This is a genomic window from Actinomadura sp. J1-007 (assembly GCF_009793335.1).
Taxonomy (GTDB): domain Bacteria; phylum Actinomycetota; class Actinomycetes; order Streptosporangiales; family Streptosporangiaceae; genus Spirillospora; species Spirillospora yumaensis.
Genome location: NZ_WING01000002.1, coordinates 1,259,898 through 1,283,577, shown reverse-complemented (window position 1 = coordinate 1,283,577; position 23,680 = coordinate 1,259,898). Strand labels below are relative to the sequence as shown.

Below are 23,680 nucleotides of genomic sequence, written 5' to 3'. Positions count from 1 at the left end.
TCGCCAGGCCGTACCAGACCTTCGCCCCAGGCAGCCGCGGAGTCACGCTCATGGCGGCCGCGCTCGGCGCACCGTCACCGCCGCGGGGCGCGGTCACCACGCACCCGCCTGCGCAACGGCCCGCACCACGGCCACGACCCGCTCGGCCGCCGCCGGGATCTCCCCGATCGGCCCGATCACCGGATCCACCGGGCCCGCCTCGCCGCTCGGCACCTCCCGCCACCGGAACTCACCGGATTCGACTTCCACGTAGTGGTCGACCGGCACGTAGCCCTCGGCCGGCGAGTCGAGCCAGCGCACCAGCGCCACCATCCCGGTCTTACGGGCGTAGGCACCGCGCTCGCGGATCTCGGCGACGAGTTCCCGCACCGCCTGGCGGCCGTCCAGGTCCTCCACCTCGTCCAGCAGCAACTCCAGCTCGGCGGCGCTGGCCGCCTCCACGGTCGTCACCAACGCGCGCTGCCGTCGCAAGCCACGGCGCTGTGCGTGCCAGTAGTTCGGCGACGGACCACCGTGAGAGAACCACCACCCGGGGCGGCGCTGCCGCAGAACCTGCAGCACTTCAAGGTCATCAGCCTCGATCGTCACGACGTCACCTCACGCGCTGGCTTCGCGGTCGGTCGTTGCTGAGTTCGGGTCATGTGGTGCATGGGGCCTCGCCATGGTCGGTAGCGATGTTGGCCCCTTCAGTGGACCGCTCGAATGATCTGCGGCTCTAGCCGACAACCTTCGACAGAATGCGACATGCTTGATGTCACGGTTCTGTCGCCAGGTAGCGAGGTGCACGCTCATGGCTTATGCGACGACCCCTGAGATACGCGCGCGACTACGGCGTGAGCGCAGAGATCGCGGGTGGGACATACCCGGCATGGCAGTGGAAATCAGAAATGCCGCTGAATACCCACACAAGATGCCGACCACTCGCAGCTTGGCTAGAAACATTGAGCGCTGGGAAGATGGAACCGTCGTACGGATCTCCGAGCGCTACCGCATCCTGTACTGCCACGTGTTCGGCATGAGCATGGACGATCTCTTCGGGGACGGCCCGGATCGGGCCGCGCCACCTCCGCCAAGCGAAGGCGACGCCGAGGCCATCGGGATGATGCTCGCCGCGCTGATGACGAGCGACCGGCGGTTCGGCGGCGCACGTATCCGCCGGCAGGCCACCGACTACCTGTCCGATGTCATCGAGCCAAGGCTGCACGGTCCTGCTCCCGATGAGGTGCGTCGACGCCTGTTCAGCGTCGCCACCGAGTTCGTGATGCGAGTGGCCGCGATGCACCTGGACGCCGATCAGGCGAGCATGGCCGTCAGCCTGTTGGGGCGTGCCTCCAGCATGGCGGCCGAGAGCCAGGACATCACGCTGACGGCCTGGACTCTGTCACGCCGCGGCGAACACGAGATGCACCATGCCGCCTTGGCCGTACGCCCTGCGCAAAAGCACGCCTTCATACAGCAGGCGCTCGCCTACACCGAGGGTGCCGCAGGCGTGGCACGGGCGGCTCCGCCGATCGGCCGCGCGTTCCTGACCACGAAGCACGCGCTGGCCTGGTCGATGGCCGGGGACCGAGCACAAACTCAGCGCGTACTCGGACGGGTCTGGGACGCCTACGAGGCGGCGGGCACGGCCGAGGAACCGCACTGGATGGGGCCGTACGGTCTGGGCCACCTGCGGCATGAAGAGGGTCGCTGCTACGTGAACCTGGGCATGGGCCGGGACGCCGTCCGGGCTGCCGAGGCCAGCCTTGCCGAGCGCACCGAGGTGCGGCCACGCGCCTTCTCACTCGGCATCCTCGCGATCGGACACGCCCAGTCCCTCGACGTAGAGCAGGCGTGCGCCACCGCGCACGAGTTTCTCCAGCTCGCCAGTCAGGTATCGTCCCGGCGCATCTGCATCCGGACGCGCGAAGTGCTCGATGCCTTGGCCCCGTACCAGAACGAGCCGATGGTGGAGGACGTGCAGGAAGCGGCACGCCCGGTGCTGGAGGTGTGCGGCCGCTAGCAACGGGGACGGATGCCTCATGCCGAGTCTGCCCGACAACATCGCTGCCGTCCTCACAGCAGTGCATGAGCGCGACCAGGTCCCCGTGGATGATGCTCGCGTGATGCACCGGCACAGCAACACCGCCGTCGCGCTCCCAGCCGCCGGACGTCTCGTCCGCATCGCAGGAAACCCCGACGCGCACGACCGTGTCGCCATCTCGGTAAGGGCGACCCGATGGCTTGCCGGGCGAGGGTATCCGTGCGTTGTTCCGTGCGGCGCCCCCTTCCTCGTGGATGGGCAGGTGGTCTCCATGTGGCGCCTGCTTGACGTGTCTGACGGGCCGCCCGCCACCGGGGCGGAACTCGGAGAGCTACTGCGCGCCCTGCACCATCAGCCCGCTCCGCCCGCCGACCTCCATCTCCCCACCCTGTCGGACCCGTTCGACAGCGTGGCGAGCGCGATCCGGCACCATCCGGGGGGCATGGCCGATGAGGATCGGCAATGGCTCCAGTCCCGGATCACCGTGTTGCGAGAGGCATGGGCGGACCTGCCGACCGTGCTGGCACGCGGCCTGATCCACGGCGACAGCCACTCGAACAACGTCATCCGGACAAAGGACGGCGTGGTGCTGGCCGACTGGGATCACGTCTCTCTGGGCCCACGCGAGTGGGACGTGATCCAGCCGTTCTATATGGCAAGGCGCTTCGGTCGCCACAGCGACGCCGACCTGCTCCAGTTCACCTCGGCATACGGGTGGGATGCCCGCCACTGGCCTGGGTTCGAGACCTTGATCCAGGTCCGGGAGATCACTGGCCTGAGCCCGTACGTACGGAAGGCCCCCACACAATCGTGGGCTCGGGCTGAGGTGGCACACCGTCTCGAAACCCTCAGGACGCGGAAAGTGACCGCGCGCTGGAATAGCCCTCGCCGCAGCTAGCGACAACCTAGGCTGATAACGCGTGTTTGCACCACACGCCGACGCCCCGCCGATCCTTGCGACCGGCGGGGCGTTGGCAACTGATCCTCACGTCCGTGTCTGCCCAGACACTTCGCCCACCTAACCACTTAGCTGATCACCTAAGTACTTAGACGATCATCCGGTGAGCGAGGTCATGCCTGCTGTGCGCGCAGCCACTGGTCCAGGGCGACGGCCACGACGTCTTGCACGTCGGTCCCGTGGTCCAGGGCGTAGATCGTGAGGCGGCGCTTGAGGCGCAGGGCCTCGGGGACGTGTGCGCTGATCTGCTCCCGGGTGATCTTCTGGCGCGGGCCGCACAGGTCGGTGGCGTGCGGGATGTCGGTCGGCGGCGGGTCGGCGGGGCGGACCCAGCCCATGCCGACCGGCCCGAACGGCGTACCGTCCTGCTCGCCCTCGGGGTTACGGGCGCGTCTGGCGAGGCCGGGCTGCCCGGAGCGTCCGGGCCGGGCACCGCCATCAGCTGTCCGCTGGGGCCTGCGGGCTGCACCGGCGGCGACGGCTGCGCGGGCTGGGGCTGGGCCTGGGTCGCGGTGGGGCCGACGCCGCGTTCGATCGGTGCGTCGCCTTCCACGGGCGGGAGGGGGCGGCGGCTCATGCCGCGCTGGCCTGGCGGTCGGCGAGGTAGCGGTCGGCGATCGCGGCGCCGGCCGCGCGGATCATCACGCCGGCCTCGCCGGGGGTGCGCTGCGGCGGCTCGGCGCGTTCCTCGCAGGACGCGACGGGCTGGCGCAGGGTGATGGGGTGGCCCCACAGCAGGTCGCCCCACCGGGCGGTGGCCTGGTCGATGCGCTCGGCGTGGTCGGCGACGCCGGAGCGCTTGCCGTTGAGGATCACGCCCCAGATCCAGGCGTGCAGGCCCAGCGCGGTGCGCCGCTCGGGGTCGTTGACGGTGTCGATGATCCGCTGCGTGCCGCGCATCCCGTCGTAGGTGGGCGAGGTGGGCAGCAGCAGGCCGTCCGCCGCGCAGCACGCCAGGTCGAACAGGTGTCCCATCGTCGGCGGCAGGTCGATCAGGACGTCATCGAACGCGCCGCGGGCGAGTTCCAGCGCCAGGTGCAGCCGCCGCCAGGACCCCGGGATGCCGGCCTCGGGCACCCTGTTCTCCAGCTCCAGCCGCGACGGCAGCAGGCGGATGTTCTGCGCCCAGTCCTCCTCCCACTGGCACGGCAGGTGCCGATCCATCAGCAGCTGCGGGTCGGCGGTCTTGATGACCTCGGCCACGGTGACCCGGTTCTCCAGCTGGCTCTCCTGGTAGCCCATCCGGCGGGACAGGTTCGCCTGCGGGTCCAGGTCCACGGCCAGGACCTGGCGGCCGCGGCGGGCGAGTTCGCCCGCCAGCAGCTGCAGCAGCATGGTGTTGCCCACACCGCCCTTGTGGTGCACGAATGCGGTAACCGTCATCTTCTCTCCTGGGGGTTGGGATCCTCGGGGCGGCGCGCGCCGCCCCCGAGGACGTCGTACGGGCAGAGGTCAGGGCCGGTCCAGGCGGCGCCGTTCGGGGTCGCCGACGGCGGCCGCGGAACCGTCCTCGGGCTCGCCGGGTTCGGCGGTGACCCGGACCGCGGGCCCGGCCGCGGTGACGTCGACGACGATCCGCAGACCGCCGTCACGGCGGTTGGGGATCTCGGTCTCGTCGCCGACCATCAGCACGCCCGAGGCGCGCAGCAGCGGCAGCACCAGCTCGGCCACCGCGCGGACCTTGTCGGGGTCGGAGTGCATCAGCCTCATCTGCACCATCAGCTGCTCCTGGTCGTCTCGTCCGCATCGCGAGTCGGGGTGCTGGGCTCGGTGGTGTGGAGAACCTGGTGGCCGGTGTCGGCGTGGTGCTGGTCGGCCCAGTCCTTGGCGGCGCGGCTGGTGCCGGCGCGGGGCGCCAGGCCGCAGCCGGGGTCCAGGCAGGTGGCCCGCCACCAGTACGGCCCCGTGATGGAGGCCATCTCGCACACGACGTGCTGAACGTGGCCGAGGAGCTCGGGCGGGTCCCACGACGGCGGGTGCTGCTGGTGCAGCCACCACTGGAGCCGGAACGGGTGCGTCAGCTGCACGCCGGGGCCGCGCGCGGCGATCCACTCGTCCCAGTGCCGCCCGGCCTGGTCGCCCTCGGCGAGGGCCAGGGCGAGGTCGCCGGCGTCGGGCACCTCCCGGCGGACGGCCTCCAGCAGCCGCTCCAGGTTCCGCGGCTCATCTCGCCACACGATCAGCCGGCGGCCCTGCAGCGCACGCAGCTGCTCGATGACGTCGGCCGGGCGTGCGTACCGCTCGGAGGGGTAGTCCGGGCTGGTGCCCACCTTGGCCGAGATCAGCGGCTGCCCGTCCCAGGTCGTCGCCGTGATCGGCACGTACGCCAGGGTCGCGTACCCGATGGCGGCCAGCGCCACCTGGCTCGGGTCGGCGGCCGCGGCGTCCAGGACGCCGCGCGCCCACGCCCCCGCAGCCGCCCGTCCGGCGTCGCGCTCGGCGTGCCACCACCGTTCCGCGGCCGGTTCCTGGCAGTCGCCGCAGTAGCGGGCGCCGTCGCGCCCGGCCGCGTACGGGCCGTCAAAGTCACGGCGCCGGGTGCCGCATCGCGCGCAGGTGCGGGCGCGGTCCCACGCCGCCGCCCGGGCGGGCGACAGCGCGGGCAGCGGCACCGTGTCCGCGACCGCGTACAGCGGCGCGTAGTCCTTCTTCCCCGTGATCAGGTACGAGGCGATCGGCTCTTGCCCCTCGGCCGGGCGGCGGCGGGCGCGCCGGAGCATGGACGAGGTGGCCAGCTGCGGGGCCAGCTCGTCATTCCACCGGTACACCGGGCGGCCCTGCGGGCACAGCGTGCGCGCCCTCGACCGGCGCTGCTCGACGGTGGGAGTCTCAGGCGCCACCATCCACCCGGAGCGCGGCAGCCGCAGCAGCCGGTCGGTGTCGGTGTGCAGCCGCGCCGGCCCGCTCGGCTTGGCCGGCGGCAGCAGCACCCCGGTCTTGCGCACCGTCCGGGTGGTGTCGCGCTTGGTCGCCACCACCCGGCTCCCGTACGGCGGCCACCCCGTCTCCGCCTCCGTGTTCATCGTGGGCTCGGTCATGGTCATTAGCCCACCCCGAGCATCGCGTCGCAGGCGGCGATCGTGTACTCGCCGCTCGACTTGGCGCGCTTGATGACCTTGCCGTCCACCGTGATGGTGCAGGAGATCGTGCCCGATCCCTCGTTCTGCGCCGAGATCGACAGGAACTCGCCCGCCTTGGCCCGGAACCGCTTCGCCCACGGCACCGGCTTGGTGACCTGCTCCTGCCCGGACGGGGTGGAGTAGGTCATCATCCCCCGCTCGGCGGACCCGGTGATCCGGTAGGTGATCTCGTGCAGCCCGTCCTTGCGGGCCGGCTCGCCGCCCGGGCCGCCGCTCTTGCCCGACTTCGCGCCCGCGCTGCCGCTCGGGCGGTCGACAGGTTCGGGTCGGCGGCGGTCTCCAGGTCCTCGCACCCGGACAGCGCGACCGCGGCCGCGGCGAGACCCGCGGCGATGATGATGATCTTCATGGTGTCTCCATGGATCGGGGGGTTGCAGGGGGTCGGTGGTGCGGGGGAAGACCGGGCCCGCCCCCACCCCCTAGGGAGGGCGGGCCCGGGGTCATAGGGGGTCAGCCGCGCAGCAGGACCACGAGCACCCCCAGCGCCACGCCGAGCGCGAGCGCGGTCCACACCGCCACCGCGATCCGCACCGTGCGCACCAGCCGCGCCGCCTCGGCCAGCAGCTGGTCGCGGCGCGGCTGGATCTCGTACACGTGCAGCGGCCCGAACAGGTCCCGCTGCTGGTCGGTCACGGCGCGCCCTGCGCCGCCGCGGCCTTGCCGGCGGCGAGCTCAGCGGCGTGCTGCTCGGCGATCCAGCGCGCGGCCGCGGTCTTGCTGGAGAAGTGGTTGGGGTTGGGCACCCGGGCGGCGTTGCCGTACTCGGTGAGGCGGTACCCGGCCGACCAGCGCGTCGCGCGGCGCTCGGTCTTGTACCAGGACACCGTCCCGATCACGTCCTCGCGCGCGGTCGGCGCCGTCGCGCTGCCGGTCGCGTAGAAGGTCTCGGGGCCGAGCTCGTCCAGCTCGCGGTATCCGAACAGCGGACCGGGGTGCAGCCAGAGGCCAGCGCAGCGGGACGGCTTGCCGCCGTAGCCGATCTGGGCCACGTTGGTCAGCTCGTGGATCAGCCCCTCGCCCCGCTCCAGGCGGACGACGCCGCACTCGCGGCACAGCATCCGCAACGTGGTCTCGGTGTAGTCGCCGCCGGACTCCTGGCTGCGCAGCCGCGACCGGCCGAGGCGGGCGACCTCCCACAGCGCGGTCCCCGCACGGCTGCACGTCGGGCGGTGGTCGTCCAGCGGGGCGAAGTCAAAGTACAGCTCGCCGATGGAGTAGCTCGGCATGTCTCGGTCCTCCAGGGGGTAGGGTTCCCCAGGTCAGAGGCTTTCCGAGATGCCGGGCATCGGTGCAGATAAGTTCGGCTATGACGCTCGGAAGTCACCTGCGAAAACGCAGGTCACTACAGCGTTCAGTAGTCGATACCGTTCCAGTACCAAGCGGGGCCGCGGTCGTCGTAGCGGCTGATCTCCCGCAGCGAGAACGGCACGGTGTTGGCGAACGGCTCGGGCAGCCGCAGGATCGGCGTCGACTCCGACAGCGGCGCGGTCAGGTCGACGATCTCGACCGTCCCGTCGGCGACGGCTGCGAGCAGCGACGCGAGCACGGTCCCTGTGTGGTCCACGACGTTCCTCCGGGGCGCCTCGGCGGGACGGGGAGTGCCCGCGCGGTGACCCGAACGTACCGGCATCCCGCCGCCAGAGGAAGCGCGGTTCACCTGCCGGGAAAGGCCCCGCGGAGCCTGCCCTCCAGGACGACCAGCAGCTCGGCGAGCGTCCCGGCGAGCTGCTCGCGCCGTTCGGCCGGGAGCCCCGACAGCAGCGACGCCTCGTAGGTGATCTGCTCGGGCATCAGCCGGCCGATCAGCGCCAGGCCGTCCGCGCTGAGCGAGACGTGCTGGACGCGGCGGTCCCGCGCGTCGGGGCGGCGCTCGATCAGGCCGCGCTCCTCCAGCAGCCGCAGCCGCTTGGTGACCGCCGCGCCGGAGGAGAACGTCTCGCGGGCGAGCCGCGTCGGGGTCACGCCGGGGCCGAGCCGGCGCAGCGTGACCAGCACGTCGAACTCGGGCCGGACGAGGCCCTCGCGCGTCAGCGGCGCGTCGGCGGCCTGCTGGAGGAGCGCCGAGCAGCGGTTGATCCGGCCGATCACCGCCATCGGCGTGACGTCCAGGGCGGGGTCCAGGGCGCGCCACTGGCGCATCACCTCGGTGACCGCGTCCTCGACGGCGCCCGCGTCCCGTACGCCCTCCGCGTCCCCCACGCCCGTCTCCCTCCGCGCCACCGCGTCCGCAGTGGCAGATGTTACGCCCGCGCGGGCGCCTCGGCTCACGGCCCCGCGGCGGGCGTCCCGGCGGTGCGGGCCGGGTCCAGGGCGAGGCTGGCGAGGACGCGGTGGCCCTCGCGTTCGGCCCGCTCGACGCGTTCCTCGGGGAGGGCGCCCTGCCACCACTCGCCGGACGCGACGTCCACGGCCTCGCGCAGTTCGACCAGCGCGGTCGCGACCCGGTCGCGGGCCCATCCGGCCTCCAGCGGGTCGGGGGCGGCGGCGCGGCCGAGCGCGCGGGCGGCGTCGGTGGCGTCCGCGAGCCGGTCCAGCGCGGCGCCGATCCGGCCGGTGGCGCGGCGGTTGGTCACCACCGCGCAGCTCAGCAGGCCGAACGCGGCGCCGACGCAGGTGTCGAGCCAGCGGTCGGCGACCAGCGTCCGGGCGGGCCCGGCCCCGGCGAACTCGATCATCAGCAGCGCCATCGGCGTGACGAACACGCTGCCGAGCCAGTAGTTGCGGGCCATCGTCGCCTCGGCCGCGAACTGGAACGCCATGACGGCGAGGACGAGCGCGAGCTGCCCGGTACGGGTGATCGGGAGCAGCGCCGTGAACAGGGCGAGCCCCGCGAGGTTGCCGACGGCGCGCTGGAGCGCCCGCCTCCACGTCAGGGAGATGTTGGCCTGGAAGACGGCGGCGGCGGTGACGACCGCCCAGTACGGGCGGCCGACTCCGAGCGCCAGCGAGGCCCATCCGGCGAGCGCCCCGCCGACCGCGACGCGCGCCCCGATCGGCAGCAGCGGCGAGCCGGGGCGCAGCGCCGCGGCGACGGCGCGCACGCCGCGCGCTGCGGCGGGCGAGGGCCGCCGCAGCCGGGCCGCCGTCGGGGCGGGGCGGGCCAGGGACGCGGCGCGGTCGGCGGCGACCCCCGCCAGCTCGTCGGGGTCCGCGCCGCCGGGCGCGGCGGCGGGCGGGACGGGCAGCGGGCGGCCCTTGCGCAGGCCGCGGGCCCAGGCGGCGAGCCGTACGGGATCGGCGGGGGCGCCCGCCACGGCGGTCTCGGCGTGCACGACGAGCCGTTCCAGGGCGAGCCTGGACGCGGCCCGCGCGGGGGTGCGCGCGCCGACGCGGAACAGCGTGCCCCACGCGGCGTTGATCGCGGCGGCGGCGTCGTGCCGGGCGCGGGCCCCGGCGGGCGTGCCGGGCTGGGCGCGCGCCAGCCGGGCGACGGCCTCCAGGGCGCGGGCGGTCGCGATCCGCTGCGGCCCCTCGGGGCGGACGAGGCAGGGCGCCATGCCGACCAGCCACGCGACCGCGCCGCCCGCCAGGCACAGCGCCAGGTGGCCCGGGATCGCGCCGAGGGTCACGGGCAGGAACGCGCAGCTCGCCGCGGTGAACGTGAAGATCACGTTGGCGGGCGGGCCGATCCGCGTCGCGTCGCAGACCGTCTTGTGGACGGCGGCCAGCAGCGCCGCGACCGCGATCCGTACCGCGCCGTCGCCGGTCAGCGCGGCGGTGAGCAGCGCGGCCCCCATGCTCGCGGCCATGCCGAGGACGACCCAGGCGAGCGTGCGGGCCCGCGCGGCGTACGGCTGCGCGTGGCCGTACAGGATGCACAGCGCGCCCGCCGAGGTGGACAGCGCGAGGTCGAGGCGTCCGGCGGCGAGCAGGACGAGGGCGGGGACGGCGAACGCGACGGGAGCGCTGAGCGCGCCCTTGTGCCAGATGTCGGCGGCGCGCCCGAGCCGCAGCACGCCCTTGAGCGGCAGCGGGCGTACGCGGGCGGCGGTCGCGGAGGCGCGGTTCTGTTCGGGCACCCCAGAAGCTTACCAAGTAATTTACTCGTGAAATATTTAGGGCCCGGTGGCGCCGGTCCGCGCCCCCGCCCGGCCAGCCTCCTCAGTCCCCGTCCCGCGCGCCCGCCAGCCAGGGGTAGCGGCCGGTGTCGGCGCCCGCGTAGTCGGGGTCGAGGTAGATGAACACCCGCTGGATCAGGAAGTCGCGGATCTCGAACACGTCGCACCAGCGCCCCGCCGCCCACTCGGGTACGCCCGCCCGCCACGCGCCGTCGCGGTGCTCCCCGTGGCTCGTCCCCTCCGCGACGATCGTGTCGCCGCCGGAGAAGACCCAGTTGAACGACGCGTAGTGGTGCCGGATCGAGGTGATCGTGCCGCCCACGTCCGCGAACAGCCGCCCGATCTCCTCCCTGCCGTTCGCGAGGCCCCATTTCGGGAACCAGACCTGCGCGTCGTCCGCGAACAGGTCCAGCAGCGGCGACCCGTCGGAGGTGACGCCGCCGTTGTCGAAGCCCTTGAGGTACTCCAGCGCCACCGACTTGCGCTGCTCGTCCGTCATGCCCTGCCTGCTGACCGCCATGGGCCGAACGTACCGGCTTGCCGCCTCAAGCCGGGTCGAGGTCGGATGGGCCCATGGACGGCACGGAGAAGGCGGAGGACCTGGTCCCGATCGGGGACGTGGCGGCGCGGTTCGGGATGGCGGTCTCGGCGCTGCGCTACTGGGACGAGTGCGGGCTGGTGGCGCCCGCCGAACGGCGCGGCGGGCGCCGCTGGTACGGCCCGGACGAGCTGCACCGCATCGCGCTCGTCCGGATCTGGCAGGGCACCGGGCTGATGAGCCTGGAGGAGATCGCGGCCGTCCTCGCGGGCGGCGGCGAGGGCCGCGACTGGCGCGCGACCGTGCAGGGCCGGGTCCGGGCCGTCGAGGCCCAGATCGACCGGCTGAACGAGGCGAAGGCGTACCTGGAGCACCTGCTCACGTGCCCGAGCGACCATCCCGCCGACCGCTGCCCCCGCCTGCGCGCGGCGACCCGCCGCTGGACCGGCGAGCACGCCTCCCCGGGCCGCGTCCGGCGCGGCGCGGAACAAGGCGGGGCGAACGCGAGTTAGGGTTACCTAATTAATACCGATCGGAACATCCTCTCATCGGAGGCACGCATGGCGACGGAACCGGCGCGCAGAAGGCCGAAGCTGAACCGCGGCACGGTGCTGCGCACCGAGCGGGTCACCCCGCACATGATCCGGGTCGTGGTCGGCGGTGAGGGACTCGCCGGGTTCGGGGCGGGCGAGTACACCGACCACTACGTCAAGCTGCTGTTCAAGCAGCCCGGCGTGGAGTACCCGGAGCCGCTCGACATGGAGCGGGTCCGCGCGGAGTACCCGCGCGAGCAGTGGCCGACCACGCGCACCTACACGGTGCGGTCGTGGGACCCGGAGAAGGTCGAGCTGGCCATCGACTTCGTCCACCACGGCGACAAGGGGCTCGCGGGCCCGTGGGCCGCGCGCGTCCAGCCCGGCGAGGAGGTGCTGTTCATGGGGCCCGGCGGGGCGTACGCGCCGAGCGAGCGGGCCGACTGGCACCTGCTGGTCGGCGACGAGAGCGCGCTCCCCGCGATCGGCGCCGCCCTCGAACGGGTCCCGACCGGCGCGCCCGCGCGGGTGTTCGTCGAGGTCGCGGGCCCTGAGGAGGAGCAGGAGCTGCCGACGCCGGGCGACGCGGAGATCGTGTGGCTGCACCGCGACGGCGGCGAGGTCGGCGAGGCGCTCGTCGGCGCGGTCCGCGACCTGGCGTTCCCCGAGGGCGAGGTGCACGCGTTCGTGCACGGCGAGGCCGGGTTCGTCAAGGAGCTGCGCCGCCACCTGCGCGTCGACCGCGGCCTCCCGCTCGACCGGCTGTCCATCTCCGGCTACTGGCGCCGGGGCCGCGACGAGGACGGCTGGCAGTCGTCCAAGCGCGAGTGGAACAAGCAGGTCGAGGAGGAGGAGGCCAAGGCGCTCGCCTGACGGCGGTCACGCACCCCTGGAACGTTCTCCCCGGCCGGACCGGGGCCCGCCGGCACGGACGCGCGTCAGGCGGTGGCCTCGGTCTCGTCCGTCCCCGGGTCCTCCCCGCCCGCGAAGCCGGGGAGCCAGCGGACGGCCTCGGCGCGGTAGGGACCCTCGGCCTCAAGCTGGCAGAGCACTCCGCCGCACCCGGCGAGGGCGCGGCTGACGGCGAGGTACTGCGGGGGCAGCCGGAGCTGGCGGGCGATGCCGCCGGGCCGCATGTCGGCGGCGACGCCGAGGCCGCGGGCGGTCTCGCGGCGCATCCACTCGCGGGTGTAGCGGAAGCGCTCCTCGGCGAACGGCGTCGCGTGCGGGACGACGAGCGCGGCCATCTCCTCGGCGTCGACCTCGCCGTCGGGCGCGAGGAAGCCCTCCTCCCGCAGGGCGTCCACGATGGCGTCCGGGGCGCCCATGGTGCCGATGCGCAGCAGCCGCCCGATCGACCACTGGAGCTCGGCCGGGACGCGGGCGGCGCCGCCGAAGTCCATGACGCCGAGGCGGCCGTCGTCCAGCAGGCGGAAGTTGCCCGGGTGCGGGTCGATGTGGATCATCTGGCAGCGGGCCGGCCCGGACAGGATGAACCGGAACAGCAGCAGGCCCGCCCGGTCGCGCTCCTCCCGCGTCCCCTCCGAGATCACCTTGGACAGCGGCGTGCCGTCCAGCCACTCGGTGACGAGCACGTTGCCGGACTGGGCGACGACGGCGGGCACGAGGAAGTCGGGGTCGCCGGCGTACGCGTCGTGGAACGCGGTCTGCGCGCGGGCCTCGTCGTCGTAGTCCAGCTCCTTCTCCAGGCGCCGCTTCAGGTCGGCGACGACCGGCTTGACCTCGATCCCCGGGAACAGCGGGGTGATCAGCCTGCTCAGCCGCGAGATCTGGTTGAAGTCGCTCATCAGCGCCTTGCCCGCGCCGGGGTACTGCACCTTGACGGCGACCTCGCGGCCGTCGTGCCACACCGCCTTGTGGACCTGCCCGATCGACGCGGCGGCGGCGGGCCGGTCGTCGAACGAGGCGAAGCTGTCGCGCCAGTCCGGGCCGAGGCCCTCGGCCATGACGCGGTGCGCGGTGGCGGCGGGCAGCGGCGGCGCGGCCTCCTGGAGCCGGGTGAGGCTCGCGCGGAACGGGCCGGCGAGCTCCTCCGGGAGCCCCGCCTCGAAGATCGACAGGAGCTGCCCGACCTTCATCGCGCCGCCCTTCAGCTCCCCGAGCACGGAGAAGAGCTGGTCGGCGGTGCGGCGCTGGACCTCCAGCGCGACGGCCTCGGCGGGCCGCCCGATGGTGCGCTTGCCGAGGCCGAGGGCGGTGCGGCCCGCGAACCCGAGGGCAGGCTGGCCAGTTTCGCGGTCCTGGTGACCGCGCGGCGGGGTATGTCACTCACGAAATGACCGTCCCTAGTGTCGTCGTCCGCAGCTTCTCACATACTCCGCGAAGACGGTCATACCGGTTTGGTCTTCCGCTTGACGCCGGCCCCGCGCGGGCTCACCCTCCCGGCCGGACGAGGGGGAACGCGATCGTCTCGCGGATGCCGCGGCCGGTGAGCGCGATGAGCAGCCGGTCCATCCCCATGCCGAGGCCGCCGGCCGGGGGCATCCCGTACTCCAGGGCCCGCAGGAAGTCCTCGTCCAGCTCCATCGCCTCCGGGTCGCCGCCCGCCGCCAGCAGCGACTGCCCGGTCAGCCGCTCGCGCTGGAGCACCGGATCGACCAGCTCGGAGTACGCGGTGCCGAGCTCCATCCCGAACACGACGAGGTCCCACTTCTCGGCGAGGCGCGCGTCGTCGCGGTGCGGGCGGGTCAGCGGCGAGGTCTCGGCGGGGAAGTCGCGGACGAACGTCGGCGCCGCCAGGCGGTGCTCGACGAGCGCCTCGTAGATCGCCTGGACGACGCGCCCCTGCCCCCAGTCCGGGTCCGGGTCCAGCCCGATCCGCCCGGCGTGCGCGCGGACGGCGCGCTCCGGGGTGTCCGGCGTGACCTCCTCGCCGAGCGCCCCGGACACCGAGCCGTACACCGTGACGCGGTCCCACGGCCCGGCGAGGTCGTGCTCGGCGCCGCCGCGGACGACGACGGTCGTGCCGAGCGCGGCGCGCGCGGCGGACACGACCAGGTCCCGGGCCAGCGCGGCCATCGTGTCGTAGTCGCCGTACGGCTCGTACGCCTCCAGCATCGTGAACTCGGGGTTGTGCGTGGCGTCCGCGCCCTCGTTGCGGAAGTCGCGGCCGAGCTCGAAGACCTTGCCGAGCCCGCCGACCAGCAGCCGCTTGAGGTACAGCTCGGGCGCGATCCGCAGGTAGAGCCGCAGGTCGTAGGCGTTGATCCGGGTGGTGAACGGCCGGGCCGCCGCGCCGCCGTGCACGGGCTGGAGGACCGGCGTCTCGACCTCCAGGTAGCCGCGCCCGCGCAGCACGTCCCGTACCGCGTGGAACGCGTCGCCGCGCATCCGCAGCATCCGCCGCGACTCGTCGTTGACGATGAGGTCGACGGCCCGGCGGCGCACCCGCGTCTCGGGGTCGGCCAGCCCGGACCGCTTGTCGGGCAGCGGGTGCAGGCACTTGGCCGTCAGCGTCCAGGACGAGGCGAGGACCGACAGCTCCCCGCGCCTGCTGGTGACGACCTCGCCGGCGACGCCGACCTGGTCGCCGAGGTCGACCATGCGCTTCCAGTCCCGCAGGGCCGCGTCCCCGACCGCGTCGGCGGCCAGCATGACCTGGAGGTCGCCGGTCTCGTCGCGCAGCGTCACGAAGATCAGCCGGCCGTGCTCGCGGGTCCGCATGACGCGGCCCGCCACCGCGGCGGCGCCGCCGGTGCGGGTGCCCGCCGGCGGCGTCCCGTACCGGGCGCGGACGCCCGCGACCAGGTCGGTGCGCGCGAAGCCGAGGGGGTACGGCTCGACGCCCGCCGCCCGGATGCGGTCCAGCTTGGCGTGCCGGACGCGCTCCTGCTCCGACAGCCGCCGCCGGGGCGCCCGCGCCCGGTCGGCGGCCGCGTCGATCTCGCGGATCCCGGCGACCAGCTCGGGCGAGGGCGCGGCGTTCGCGGCCCGGTCCAGCCTGCGGCGGCTCAGGCTGGGCAGGAACCCCTCGGCCCGCGCGTACGCCAGGCCGAGGCTCATCAGCCCGCCGCCGGCGTGCGCGAAGCACACGTACCGGGGCACCCACTCGGGGTGGTACTTGGCGTTGGACAGGTACAGCGACTCCAGCTGCCAGAACCGCGACATGAACGACAGCACCCCGTACGCCAGCCGCACCGCGGGCCCCGCCCCGATCTGGGAGCCGCGCTCGAACACCGAGCGCAGCATCGCGAAGTTGAGCGAGACCCGGCGGACCCCCACGGTCGCGGCCCCCTCGACCAGCTTGGCGACCATGAACTCGTTCAGGCCGTTCTCCGCGCCGCGGTCGCGGCGCATCAGGTCGAGCGACAGCCCGCTCCGCCCCCACGGGACGAAGCTGAGCAGCCCGCGCAGGCGGCCGTCCCCGTCGAACGCCTCGACCATCACGCAGCGGCCGTCGGTCGGGTCGCCGAGCCGTCCGAGCGCCATCGAGAACCCGCGCTCGGTCTCGCCCTCGCGCCACTGGTCGGCGCGCTCCCCGATCGCGGCCATCTCCGCCGCGGGGATCTGCGCGTGCCGCCGGATCCGGACGGTGTACCCGGCCCGCTCGACCCGCCGCACCGCCTGCCTGACCTGCCGCATCTCCCGGCCGCCGAGGTTGAAGCCGGCGACGTCGACGATGGCCTCGTCGCCGAGCTCCAGCACGTTCAGGCCGTGCCGCCGGTACTCGACCGCCGCCCGCTCCCCCACGCTGACCGCGCCGGGCGTCCAGGAGTGCGCGCGGCAGTCCTCCAGCCACGCCTCGATCGCCGCGCCCCACGCCTCGGGGTCGCCGAGCGGGTCGCCGCTCGCGAGCGACACCGAGCCCTGCACGCGGTACGCGAGCGCGGCGCGGCCGTTCGGCGCGACCAGCAGGTCCTTGTCGCGGCGCAGCGCGAAGTAGCCGAGCGAGTCGTCCTCGCCGTACGAGGCGAGGAGCCGCCGGGCCGTCAGCTCCTCGCCCGGCGTGAGCACCGCGGCGCGGCGGCCGGGCCGGAACAGCGCCCACACCGTGACCAGGAGCAGGCCGCTGCCGAGCACCCCGAGGATCAGGTCCACCCAGCCGGGGACGGCCACGTCCACGGTGCCGCCGGTGGCGCCCGCGCCGAGGATCGTCTGGAGCACCACGTACACCGGCTGCGTCCAGGCCCCGCCGCCCGGGTCGCGGTCGGTGAGGCGCACCAGCGTGGTGCCGAGCAGGCCGCTGACGACCAGCAGCGCCGCGAACACGCCGAGCGCGAGGCGCAGGTTGGCGCGCCCGCCGAGCGCGCCGAACTCGCCGCGCGCCGCGACGAGCAGCACGAGCGCGAGCCCGTAGCCTCCGGCGGCGGCCCAGTCGCCGAGGCCGAGCCCGGTCTCCGCGCCGGCCGCCCCGGCGATCAGCACCAGCACCGACAGGCCGAAGAACAGCGCCAGCAGGACGAGCGTGATCCGCCAGGCAGCGCGCTTGCGGCGCCGCACGCCGGACGACAGCAGGACCAGCAGCACGCCCCACGGCATGCTGGGCAGCCAGCCGAAGTAGCCGATCCAGCGCAGCACCCAGATGTCGAGCAGCCGCTCGATCCAGTCGGCCGACAGCCACGCGAGGATCGACACCACGCCGGACAGCCGCAGGTACCACGACAGCGCACCCGGCACGGCCCCGACCACGATTCTCGCGCGCACCCTGTCCCCCGACCGATGCCGTTCCCCCGGGCCGGACGGCCCCACGCGATCGCACGACTACGTTCAGTGATCACAGGGTAACCAACCCGGTGTGGAGGACAGCGAAGGGGATGCCGGGGAGGGCGCCGGCCACCGCGGCCGGCTGCTCATCATCGGCGGCGCGGAGAACCGCACCTGCGGCTCCGGCCCGCTGGAGACGTTCGTGACGCTGTCCGGCGGCCGGGACGCCCGGATCGTGGTGGTCACGACCGCCACCGACGTCCCCGGCGAGGTCGCCGAGGAGTACACCGCCGTCTTCGGCCGCCTCGGCGTCACCCGGGTCCGCGACCTGCGGCTGCTCGGCCGCGCCGCGGCCGACGACCCGGCGACGCTCGCGGCGCTGGACGCGGCCACCGGCGTGCTGTTCAGCGGCGGCGACCAGTCCCGCATCCGCACGCTCGTCGGCTCGCGGACCAACGAGCTGCTGCGGCGGCGGCTGGACGGCGAGGGCCTGGTCATCGCCGGCACCAGCGCGGGCGCCACCGCGATGGGGCACTGGATGATCCTCGGCGGGCACGGGCACGAGGTCGCCGCGTCCAGCGTCCGGATCGGCCCCGGGCTCGGCCTGTGGGACAACGTGCTCATCGACATGCACTTCAACGAGCGCGGGCGGCTGCCGAGGCTGCTCAGCGGCATCGCCCTCGACATCAGGCTGCTCGGCGTCGGGGTGGACGAGGACACCGCGATCGTCCTCGCCGACGACCGGTTCGAGGTCGTCGGCACCGGCGTGGTGACCGTCGTGGACGCCGACCAGTCGGTCGTCGCGTTCGCCGCGGAGGACGACGAGCCGATGGCGATGTTCAACGTGGACCTGCACCTGCTGCCGGCCGGCTGCTCGTTCGAGATGGCCCGACGCCGCCCCGCCATCGGGCGGATGCGCGGCGAGGAGGAATAGCCCACATGCGGCTCGACCGTCTGCGCCGCCTCGGCGGCCCCAACGTCTACCTGTCGCGCCCGGTCGCGATCGCCCGCCTGGAACTGGAGGGCCTCACCGGGCACGAGACCACCGACCATCCCGGCTTCGCCGAACGGCTCGTCCGGGCGCTGCCCGGCCTCGCGGACCACCACTGCTCGGCGGGCCGTCCCGGCGGGCTGCTCGACGCGATGGCCCGCGGCACCTACTTCGGGCACGTCACCGAGCACGTCACGCTGGAGCTGTCGGGCCTGATCGGCCGCGACGTCCACTTCGGCCGCACCGTCCGCGCGGGCGGCCCGGGCAGCTACGACGTGGTGCTGGAGTGCCCGCGCGACGAGCCGCCCGACAGCCCGGTCGTCGCCGGGCTGCTCGCGCTCGCGGTGCGGCTGGTGGGCGGCGTGCTCGCCGGGCGCGCCCCCGACCTCGCCGAGGGCCTCGCCCGGGTCGCCGCCGAGCACGAGCGCGGACGGCTCGGGGTGAGCACCGCGGCGCTCGCGCGGGCGGCGCGGCGGCGGGGCGTCCCGGTGCGCCGCGTCGGCGACCTGAACCTGCTCCAGCTCGGCTACGGGCGGCACCGCCGCACCGTGTGGGCCGCGATGACGGACGCGACGTCCGCGATCGGCATGGAGATCGCCGCCGACAAGCGGCTCGCGCACCGGCTGCTCGCGCAGGCGGGCCTGCCCGTCCCGGACGGCGAGACCGTCGCCACCTCCGCCGCCGCGGTCGAGGCGCTGCGTTCCGTCGGGCCGCCCGTCGTCGTCAAGCCGCTCGCGGGGCACCAGGGCGAGGGCGTGCACATCGAGCTGACCACCGTCCCGGAGGTCGTGGCCGCGTTCGCCGCCGCGTCCGCGGGCGGCGGGGAGGTGCTCGTCGAGTCGTACGTCCCGGGCAGGGACTACCGGGTGCTGGTCGTCGGCGGGCGGGTCTCGGCCGCCGCCGAGGTGACCGCCGCGCACGTGACCGGCGACGGCGCGGCCACGGTCGCCGAGCTGGTCGAGCGGGTCAACGCCGACCCGGCGCGCGGCGAGGGCCACGACCGGCCGCTCACCCGGATCGCGCTCGGCGCGGCCGAGCTGGCGAACCTGGCGCGGCGGGGCCACGGTCCGGGCACGGTCCCGGCGGCGGGCGAGACGGTGTGGCTGCGCCGCAACGCCAACCTGTCCACCGGCGGGACGAGCCGGGACGTGACCGCCGAGGTCCATCCCGAGGCGGCCGACCTGTGCGTGCGGGCCGCCGCGACGGTCGGCATGGACGTGTGCGGGATCGACCTGCGGCTGCCCGACATCGCGTCGCCGCCGCCGTCCGATCCCGGGGCCGCCGGGATCCTGGAGGTCAACGCCGCGCCCGGCCTGCGCATGCACCTCGCGCCGTACGAGGGCGAGGGCCGCGACGTCGCCGGGGACGTCCTGGACCTGATGTACCCGCCGGGCACGCCGTCGCGGGTCCCGGTCGTGTCGGTGACCGGCACCAACGGCAAGACCACCACGGTCCGGATGATCGCGCGGATGCTGGAGGCGTGCGGCCTGCGCACGGGCCTGACCAGCACCGACGGCGTCCACATCGGCGGGCGGCTCGTGCACAGGTCCGACGCGTCCGGGCCCCGTTCGGCGGAGATGGTGCTCGGCGACCGGTCGGTGGACGCGGCGGTGCTGGAGACCGCGCGCGGCGGCATCGTCCGGCGCGGCCTCGGCTACGACCGCGCCGACGTCGCGGTCGTCACCAACATCACCGCCGACCACCTCGGCGTGGACGGCACTGAGACGCTGGACGACCTCGCCGGCATCAAGGCGCTGGTCGCCGAGGAGATCGTGCGCGGCGGCGGGCTCGTCCTGAACGCCGAGGACCCCGCGTCCGCCGCGCTGGCCGGGCGGGACGCGGTCCGCGACCGGGAGCCGGTGATCCGCTACTTCGCGACGCGCCCGGACGCGCCGGCCGTCGTCCGGCACCTCGCCGAGGGCGGCACCGCCTACGTCGCCGAGGACGGCTGGCTGACCGAGGCGTCCGCCGGGCTCCGCGTCCGGGTGCTATCGGTGGCGGAGGTCGCGGGCGCGTTCGGCGGGCACGCCCGGCACGTGGTCGCGAACGCGCTCGCCGCGCTCGCCGCCGCCCGCGCGCTCGGCGTGCCGGTGGACGCGGCGGCGGGGGCGCTGCGCGCGTTCGAGCCGCACACCCGCAACCCGGGCCGCGGCTGCGCGTACCTGGTCGGCGCCAACCCGGTGCTGGTCGACTACGCGCACAACCCGGCCGCCGTCACCGCGATGGGCGCGTTCGTCGAACGGCGCTGGGGCCGCGGGGGCGTCGCCGCCGTCACGCTGCCCGGCGACCGCTGCGACAGCCTGGTCGGCGAGACCGCGCGGGCCGTCGCCCGGTCGTTCGGCCGCGTCGTCGTCTACGAGGACGAGGACCTGCGCGGGCGCCGTCCCGGGGAGATGACCCGGCTCATCTCCGAGGGCCTGCGGGAGGCCCGGCCGGGCGTGCGGCACCGCCCGGCGGGCGACCTCAAGGCCGCGGTGACCTCGGCGCTGGACCTCGCCGCCCGGGCGAGCCGGTCCTGCTGCTGTACGAGCGGCTCCAGCCGGTGACCGAGCTGCTGGAGACGCTCGGCGCCGTCCCGCACCCGGACGCCGTGTCGCCCGCGCCGTGAGCGCGGCCGCCCGCGCTCGAAGCGCGGTCACTCGCGGCGCGCCGTCCTCATCGGGCCCGCCGCGACCGCGACGCGCCGCGACCCGAGCGCGAGCGCCGCGCGGGCCGGGGGGCGGACGACCGCGAGGACCGTCGCGAGCAGGACCGCGACGACCGCACCGTCCAGCCAGTAGTGGTTGGCGGTGCCCACCACCACGGCCGTGGTGAGGGCCGGGTGCGCCAGCCACAGCCAGCGCCACCGCGTGCGGGTCGCGACGACGAGGCCGACGGCGACGACGGCGGCCCAGCCGATGTGCAGGGACGGCATCGCGGCGTACTGGTTGGAGACCGTGTCGGTCTGCGGCGCGCCGTACACCGCCGGGCCGTACTTCGCGCCGGTGTCGACCAGGCCGGTGACCGCGAGCATCCGCGGCGGCGCCAGCGGGACGAGCAGGTGCAGCACGAGCCCGCCGGCCGTCAGCGCCACCACGACCCGCCGGACCCACCGGTAGTGCGCGGGCCGGCGCAGGTAGATCCAGATCAGGAACGCGGCGGTCGCCGGGAAGTGCACGTAGGCGTAGTAGGAGTCGGCGGCGTGGACCAGCACGCGGCTGTGCAGCAGGGCGTGCTGGACGACCGCCTCGTTCGGCAGCCGCAGGCGCCGCTCCAGGTCCCAGACGCCGCGGGCGTTGGAGAACGCCTCGCCGACCCGGCCCGATGCGGCGAGGCGGCCGAGCTTGTAGACGCCGAACAGCACGGCGATCAGCACCAGCTCCCGGACCGGGCGCGGCCGCCCGCCCGGCGGGCCGCCGCCCGGGCGGGCGGGTCGCCTGAGCCGTTCCGGCGGCTGGGGGAGCTTCATGCGCGGTCCTTCGGGTGGTCGGCCCCCGGCGGTCGGGAGCCGTGCGGGCCGCCCCGCGCCCGTGCGGGGCGGCCCGGTGCGTCGTTCAGGTGCGGGTGGCCTCCAGCTTCCTCCCGTCCCGCCCGCGCCGCCGGCCGGAGGGCGCCGCAGCCCCTCGCCCTCGACGTCCACGTTCGGCACGATCCTCGCCAGCCATCGTGGCAGCCACCAGGCGGCCCGCCCGAACAGGGCCATCACGGCGGGCACGATCGTCATCCTGACCACGAACGCGTCGAACGCCACGCCGGCGGCCAGCGCGAACCCCATCATCTTGATCATCGACTCGTCCGAGGCGACGAACCCGGCGAACACCGCGATCATGATGACGGCGGCCGCGGAGACCACCCGGGCGCCGTGCCGGAACCCGACGGCCACCGCCTCCTTCGGCCCGGCGCCGTGCACGTGCTCCTCGCGCATCCGGGTGACCAGGAACACCTGGTAGTCCATCGCGAGGCCGAACACCACCCCGATCATGAAGATCGGCATCATGCTCATGATCGGCCCGGTCTCCCGCACGCCGAGCGGGCCGGCGAGCCAGCCCCACTGGAACACCGCGACGACCGCGCCGAACGTCGCGGCGACCGTGAGCAGGAACCCGAGGGTCGCCTTCAGCGGCACCAGCAGCGACCGGAACACCAGCGTCAGCAGGACGAACGCCAGCCCGACGACGACCGCGAGGTAGGGCGGCAGCGCCTGCCCGAGCTTGGCCGACACGTCGATGTTCATCGCGGTCGGCCCGGTGACCATGGCGCGCGCCCCGGTGGCCGTCGCCAGCGCGTCGCCCCGGTCGCGGATGGCCGACACGAGGTCCTCGGTCGCCTCGCTGCTCGGCCCGCTCTTCGGCACGACGCTCAGCATCGCGGTGTCGCCCCGGCCGTTCACGACGGGCGGGGTGACGGCGGCGACGTCCCCGAGGCCCTCGACCTCGCCGGCGAACCGCCCCGCGGCGTCCCGCGCCCGGCCGCCCTCCCCGGCGTCCACGACGACCGTGAGGGGCCCGTTGAAGCCGGGGCCGAAGCCCTTGTCGAGCAGGTCGTACGCCTTGCGCTGGGTGGTGTCGGGGGAGGCGATCTCGTCGCCGGGCAGGCCGAGCCGCAGGTCGAGGGCGGGCGCGGCGACCACGCCCATGCCGGCGACGGCGACCAGCAGCACCGGCAGCGGACGCCGGACGACGAACCGGGCCCACCGCTCCCCCGCCCGCGGGCCGCCGCCCGGCTTCGCGCGCCCGCCGCGCAGGCCGGGGATCCAGCCGCCGAGCACCCTGCGCCCGGCGAAGCCGAGCAGCGCGGGGAGCAGGCTGAGCGCGATGAGGACGGCGACGACGACGGCGCCCGCGGCGGCGAGGCCCATCTCGGTGAGCAGCGGGATGCCGACGACCGCGAGGCCCGCGAGGGCGATGACGACGGTGAGCCCGGCGAACACCACGGCGGACCCGGCGGTGCCGACCGCCCGGCCCGCCGCCTCCTCGCCCTCGCGGCCCTCCTCCAGCTCGTGCCGGTAGCGGGAGACGATGAACAGCGCGTAGTCGATCGCGACGGCGAGCCCGAGCATCAGCGCCAGCGTGGAGGTGGTCGAGCTCATCTCGAACAGCCCGGTCGCGGCCGTGATCGCCGCCATCGCGATGCCCACCCCGAGCAGGGCGTTCAGCAGCGGCAGCCCGGCCGCGACGAGCGAGCCGAACGTGACGACCAGCACCACCGCGGCGACCGCCACGCCGATGACCTCGGTCGCGCTCTGCTCCGGCATCGTCTGCGTCGCGCTGCCGCCCATCTCGACCGCGAGCCCGGCGGCGCGGCCGGGCTCCGCCGCGGCGGCGAGGGCGTCGCGGGACGCGCCGGTCACGTCGATCGGCGACACCTTGTAGGTGACCTGGGTGTAGGCGATCCGGCCGTCCGGCGAGACGGATTTCGCGCCGTACGGGTCGACGGCGCTCGCGACCTGCGGCGCTGACTTGAGCGCGCCGACGACCCGTTCGACCGCGGCCTTGGCGGACGGCTCGGTGAGGGTGCGGCCCGCGGGCGCGGCGAACACGACGCGGGCGGTCGCCCCGTCGGCGGACGCCTGCGGCATCCGGTCCTTCAGCAGGTCGATCGCCTTCTGGGACTCGGTGCCGGGGATCGAGAAGTCGTTGGAGGTCGGCCCCTTGAGGGTGGCGGCGCCGACGGCGAACAGCACGAGCAGCCCCACCCAGAGCAGGGCGACGAGCCCGCGCCTCCGGAAGGAGAACCGGCCGAGCCGGTAGAGGAACGTGGCCAAGAGTGGATTCCCATCGACGCCGGCGTGTGCCC

General features: G+C 74.5%; 21 protein-coding genes. 6 read left to right on the top strand and 15 right to left on the bottom strand.

The window, feature by feature from the left end; all coding sequences use genetic code 11:
- Nucleotides 1–93: 93 nt before the first annotated feature.
- Nucleotides 94–588, bottom strand: a complete 495-nt coding sequence (locus tag GEV43_RS39750) for a hypothetical protein (RefSeq protein WP_160825770.1) — start codon at nt 586–588, stop codon at nt 94–96.
- A 280-nt stretch (nt 589–868) separates the two neighbouring features.
- Between GEV43_RS39750 and GEV43_RS39745 the strand changes: the two genes are divergently transcribed.
- Both GEV43_RS39745 and GEV43_RS39740 read left to right on the top strand, forming a co-directional pair.
- The gene (locus GEV43_RS39745) at nt 869–2,002 is read left to right on the top strand and encodes a hypothetical protein (RefSeq protein ID WP_160825769.1); all 1,134 of its coding nucleotides are present in this window, start codon (nt 869–871) and stop codon (nt 2,000–2,002) included.
- 19 nt (nt 2,003–2,021) lie between these two features.
- Nucleotides 2,022–2,921: a phosphotransferase family protein gene (locus tag GEV43_RS39740; RefSeq protein WP_160825768.1), complete on the top strand. Its 900-nt coding sequence runs from the start codon at nt 2,022–2,024 to the stop codon at nt 2,919–2,921.
- A 173-nt stretch (nt 2,922–3,094) separates the two neighbouring features.
- Here GEV43_RS39740 and GEV43_RS39735 read toward each other — a convergent pair whose 3' ends face one another.
- The 11 genes from GEV43_RS39735 to GEV43_RS39690 all read right to left on the bottom strand — a co-directional run bounded on the left by GEV43_RS39735 (nt 3,095) and on the right by GEV43_RS39690 (nt 10,699).
- Nucleotides 3,095–3,319: a hypothetical protein gene (locus GEV43_RS39735; RefSeq protein WP_160825767.1), complete on the bottom strand. Its 225-nt coding sequence runs from the start codon at nt 3,317–3,319 to the stop codon at nt 3,095–3,097.
- Between the two features lie 235 nt (nt 3,320–3,554).
- Nucleotides 3,555–4,364, bottom strand: a complete 810-nt coding sequence (locus tag GEV43_RS39730; RefSeq protein ID WP_160825766.1) for a ParA family protein — start codon at nt 4,362–4,364, stop codon at nt 3,555–3,557.
- A gap of 69 nt (nt 4,365–4,433) precedes the next feature.
- Nucleotides 4,434–4,700 carry a hypothetical protein gene (locus GEV43_RS39725; RefSeq protein WP_160825765.1) on the bottom strand — a complete coding sequence of 89 codons (267 nt, stop codon included), beginning with the start codon at nt 4,698–4,700 and terminating at the stop codon, nt 4,434–4,436.
- A complete protein-coding gene (locus GEV43_RS39720) occupies nt 4,700–6,019 on the bottom strand; it encodes a hypothetical protein (protein ID WP_160825764.1) in 1,320 nt (439 codons plus the stop codon). Before GEV43_RS39720 ends, GEV43_RS39725 begins: the two co-directional genes overlap by 1 nt.
- Nucleotides 6,020–6,024: 5 nt before the next feature.
- On the bottom strand, nt 6,025–6,414 hold the full coding sequence (locus GEV43_RS47085) for a hypothetical protein (RefSeq protein WP_164717254.1): 390 nt from the start codon (nt 6,412–6,414) through the stop codon (nt 6,025–6,027).
- 157 nt (nt 6,415–6,571) lie between these two features.
- Nucleotides 6,572–6,754 (bottom strand): hypothetical protein, encoded by a 183-nt coding sequence (locus GEV43_RS39715; RefSeq protein ID WP_160825763.1) that lies wholly within the window; start codon nt 6,752–6,754, stop codon nt 6,572–6,574.
- Nucleotides 6,751–7,347 (bottom strand): hypothetical protein, encoded by a 597-nt coding sequence (locus GEV43_RS39710; protein ID WP_160825762.1) that lies wholly within the window; start codon nt 7,345–7,347, stop codon nt 6,751–6,753. Before GEV43_RS39710 ends, GEV43_RS39715 begins: the two co-directional genes overlap by 4 nt.
- Nucleotides 7,348–7,472: 125 nt before the next feature.
- Entirely contained in the window at nt 7,473–7,685 is a 213-nt protein-coding gene (locus tag GEV43_RS39705; RefSeq protein ID WP_206681592.1) for a hypothetical protein, read from the bottom strand.
- An 89-nt stretch (nt 7,686–7,774) separates the two neighbouring features.
- The gene (locus GEV43_RS39700) at nt 7,775–8,320 is read right to left on the bottom strand and encodes a MarR family transcriptional regulator (protein WP_309240190.1); all 546 of its coding nucleotides are present in this window, start codon (nt 8,318–8,320) and stop codon (nt 7,775–7,777) included.
- A 65-nt stretch (nt 8,321–8,385) separates the two neighbouring features.
- Nucleotides 8,386–10,140, bottom strand: a complete 1,755-nt coding sequence (locus GEV43_RS39695) for an FUSC family protein (RefSeq protein WP_309240189.1) — start codon at nt 10,138–10,140, stop codon at nt 8,386–8,388.
- An 82-nt stretch (nt 10,141–10,222) separates the two neighbouring features.
- On the bottom strand, nt 10,223–10,699 hold the full coding sequence (locus GEV43_RS39690; protein WP_160825761.1) for a nuclear transport factor 2 family protein: 477 nt from the start codon (nt 10,697–10,699) through the stop codon (nt 10,223–10,225).
- A gap of 53 nt (nt 10,700–10,752) precedes the next feature.
- Here GEV43_RS39690 and GEV43_RS39685 point away from each other — a divergent pair, with 53 nt between their 5' ends.
- The gene (locus GEV43_RS39685; RefSeq protein ID WP_160825760.1) at nt 10,753–11,229 is read left to right on the top strand and encodes a MerR family transcriptional regulator; all 477 of its coding nucleotides are present in this window, start codon (nt 10,753–10,755) and stop codon (nt 11,227–11,229) included.
- Nucleotides 11,230–11,277: 48 nt separating this feature from the next.
- Nucleotides 11,278–12,123 carry a siderophore-interacting protein gene (locus tag GEV43_RS39680; RefSeq protein WP_160825759.1) on the top strand — a complete coding sequence of 282 codons (846 nt, stop codon included), beginning with the start codon at nt 11,278–11,280 and terminating at the stop codon, nt 12,121–12,123.
- A gap of 65 nt (nt 12,124–12,188) precedes the next feature.
- On the opposite strand, the gene GEV43_RS39675 is transcribed toward GEV43_RS39680, so the two are convergent.
- Nucleotides 12,189–13,376, bottom strand: coding sequence for an AarF/ABC1/UbiB kinase family protein (locus GEV43_RS39675; protein WP_309240188.1), 1,188 nt, complete (start codon nt 13,374–13,376; stop codon nt 12,189–12,191).
- Between the two features lie 268 nt (nt 13,377–13,644).
- Complete coding sequence (gene lysX / locus GEV43_RS39670; protein WP_309240187.1) at nt 13,645–16,914, bottom strand: bifunctional lysylphosphatidylglycerol synthetase/lysine--tRNA ligase LysX; 3,270 nt, start codon at nt 16,912–16,914, stop codon at nt 13,645–13,647.
- Between the two features lie 91 nt (nt 16,915–17,005).
- On the opposite strand from lysX, the gene GEV43_RS39665 reads away from it, so the two are divergent.
- Complete coding sequence (locus GEV43_RS39665; RefSeq protein WP_160825758.1) at nt 17,006–17,848, top strand: cyanophycinase; 843 nt, start codon at nt 17,006–17,008, stop codon at nt 17,846–17,848.
- A gap of 5 nt (nt 17,849–17,853) precedes the next feature.
- On the top strand, nt 17,854–20,451 hold the full coding sequence (cphA, locus tag GEV43_RS39660) for a cyanophycin synthetase (RefSeq protein WP_160825757.1): 2,598 nt from the start codon (nt 17,854–17,856) through the stop codon (nt 20,449–20,451).
- An 89-nt stretch (nt 20,452–20,540) separates the two neighbouring features.
- Here cphA and GEV43_RS39655 read toward each other — a convergent pair whose 3' ends face one another.
- Nucleotides 20,541–23,648, bottom strand: a complete 3,108-nt coding sequence (locus GEV43_RS39655) for an MMPL family transporter (protein WP_160825756.1) — start codon at nt 23,646–23,648, stop codon at nt 20,541–20,543.
- Nucleotides 23,649–23,680: the final 32 nt, after the last annotated feature.

What these genes read in the sequence shown, in the direction of transcription:
- GEV43_RS39745 (WP_160825769.1), top strand. Translation starts at nt 869, where the DNA reads ATGGCAGTGGAAATCAGAAATGCCGCTGAATACCCACACAAGATGCCG.
- GEV43_RS39740 (WP_160825768.1), top strand. Translation starts at nt 2,022, where the DNA reads ATGCCGAGTCTGCCCGACAACATCGCTGCCGTCCTCACAGCAGTGCAT.
- GEV43_RS39735 (WP_160825767.1), bottom strand. Translation starts at nt 3,319, where the DNA reads ATGGGCTGGGTCCGCCCCGCCGACCCGCCGCCGACCGACATCCCGCAC.
- GEV43_RS39730 (WP_160825766.1), bottom strand. Translation starts at nt 4,364, where the DNA reads ATGACGGTTACCGCATTCGTGCACCACAAGGGCGGTGTGGGCAACACC.
- GEV43_RS39725 (WP_160825765.1), bottom strand. Translation starts at nt 4,700, where the DNA reads ATGGTGCAGATGAGGCTGATGCACTCCGACCCCGACAAGGTCCGCGCG.
- GEV43_RS39720 (WP_160825764.1), bottom strand. Translation starts at nt 6,019, where the DNA reads ATGACCGAGCCCACGATGAACACGGAGGCGGAGACGGGGTGGCCGCCG.
- GEV43_RS39710 (WP_160825762.1), bottom strand. Translation starts at nt 7,347, where the DNA reads ATGCCGAGCTACTCCATCGGCGAGCTGTACTTTGACTTCGCCCCGCTG.
- GEV43_RS39690 (WP_160825761.1), bottom strand. Translation starts at nt 10,699, where the DNA reads ATGGCGGTCAGCAGGCAGGGCATGACGGACGAGCAGCGCAAGTCGGTG.
- GEV43_RS39685 (WP_160825760.1), top strand. Translation starts at nt 10,753, where the DNA reads ATGGACGGCACGGAGAAGGCGGAGGACCTGGTCCCGATCGGGGACGTG.
- GEV43_RS39680 (WP_160825759.1), top strand. Translation starts at nt 11,278, where the DNA reads ATGGCGACGGAACCGGCGCGCAGAAGGCCGAAGCTGAACCGCGGCACG.
- cphA (WP_160825757.1), top strand. Translation starts at nt 17,854, where the DNA reads ATGCGGCTCGACCGTCTGCGCCGCCTCGGCGGCCCCAACGTCTACCTG.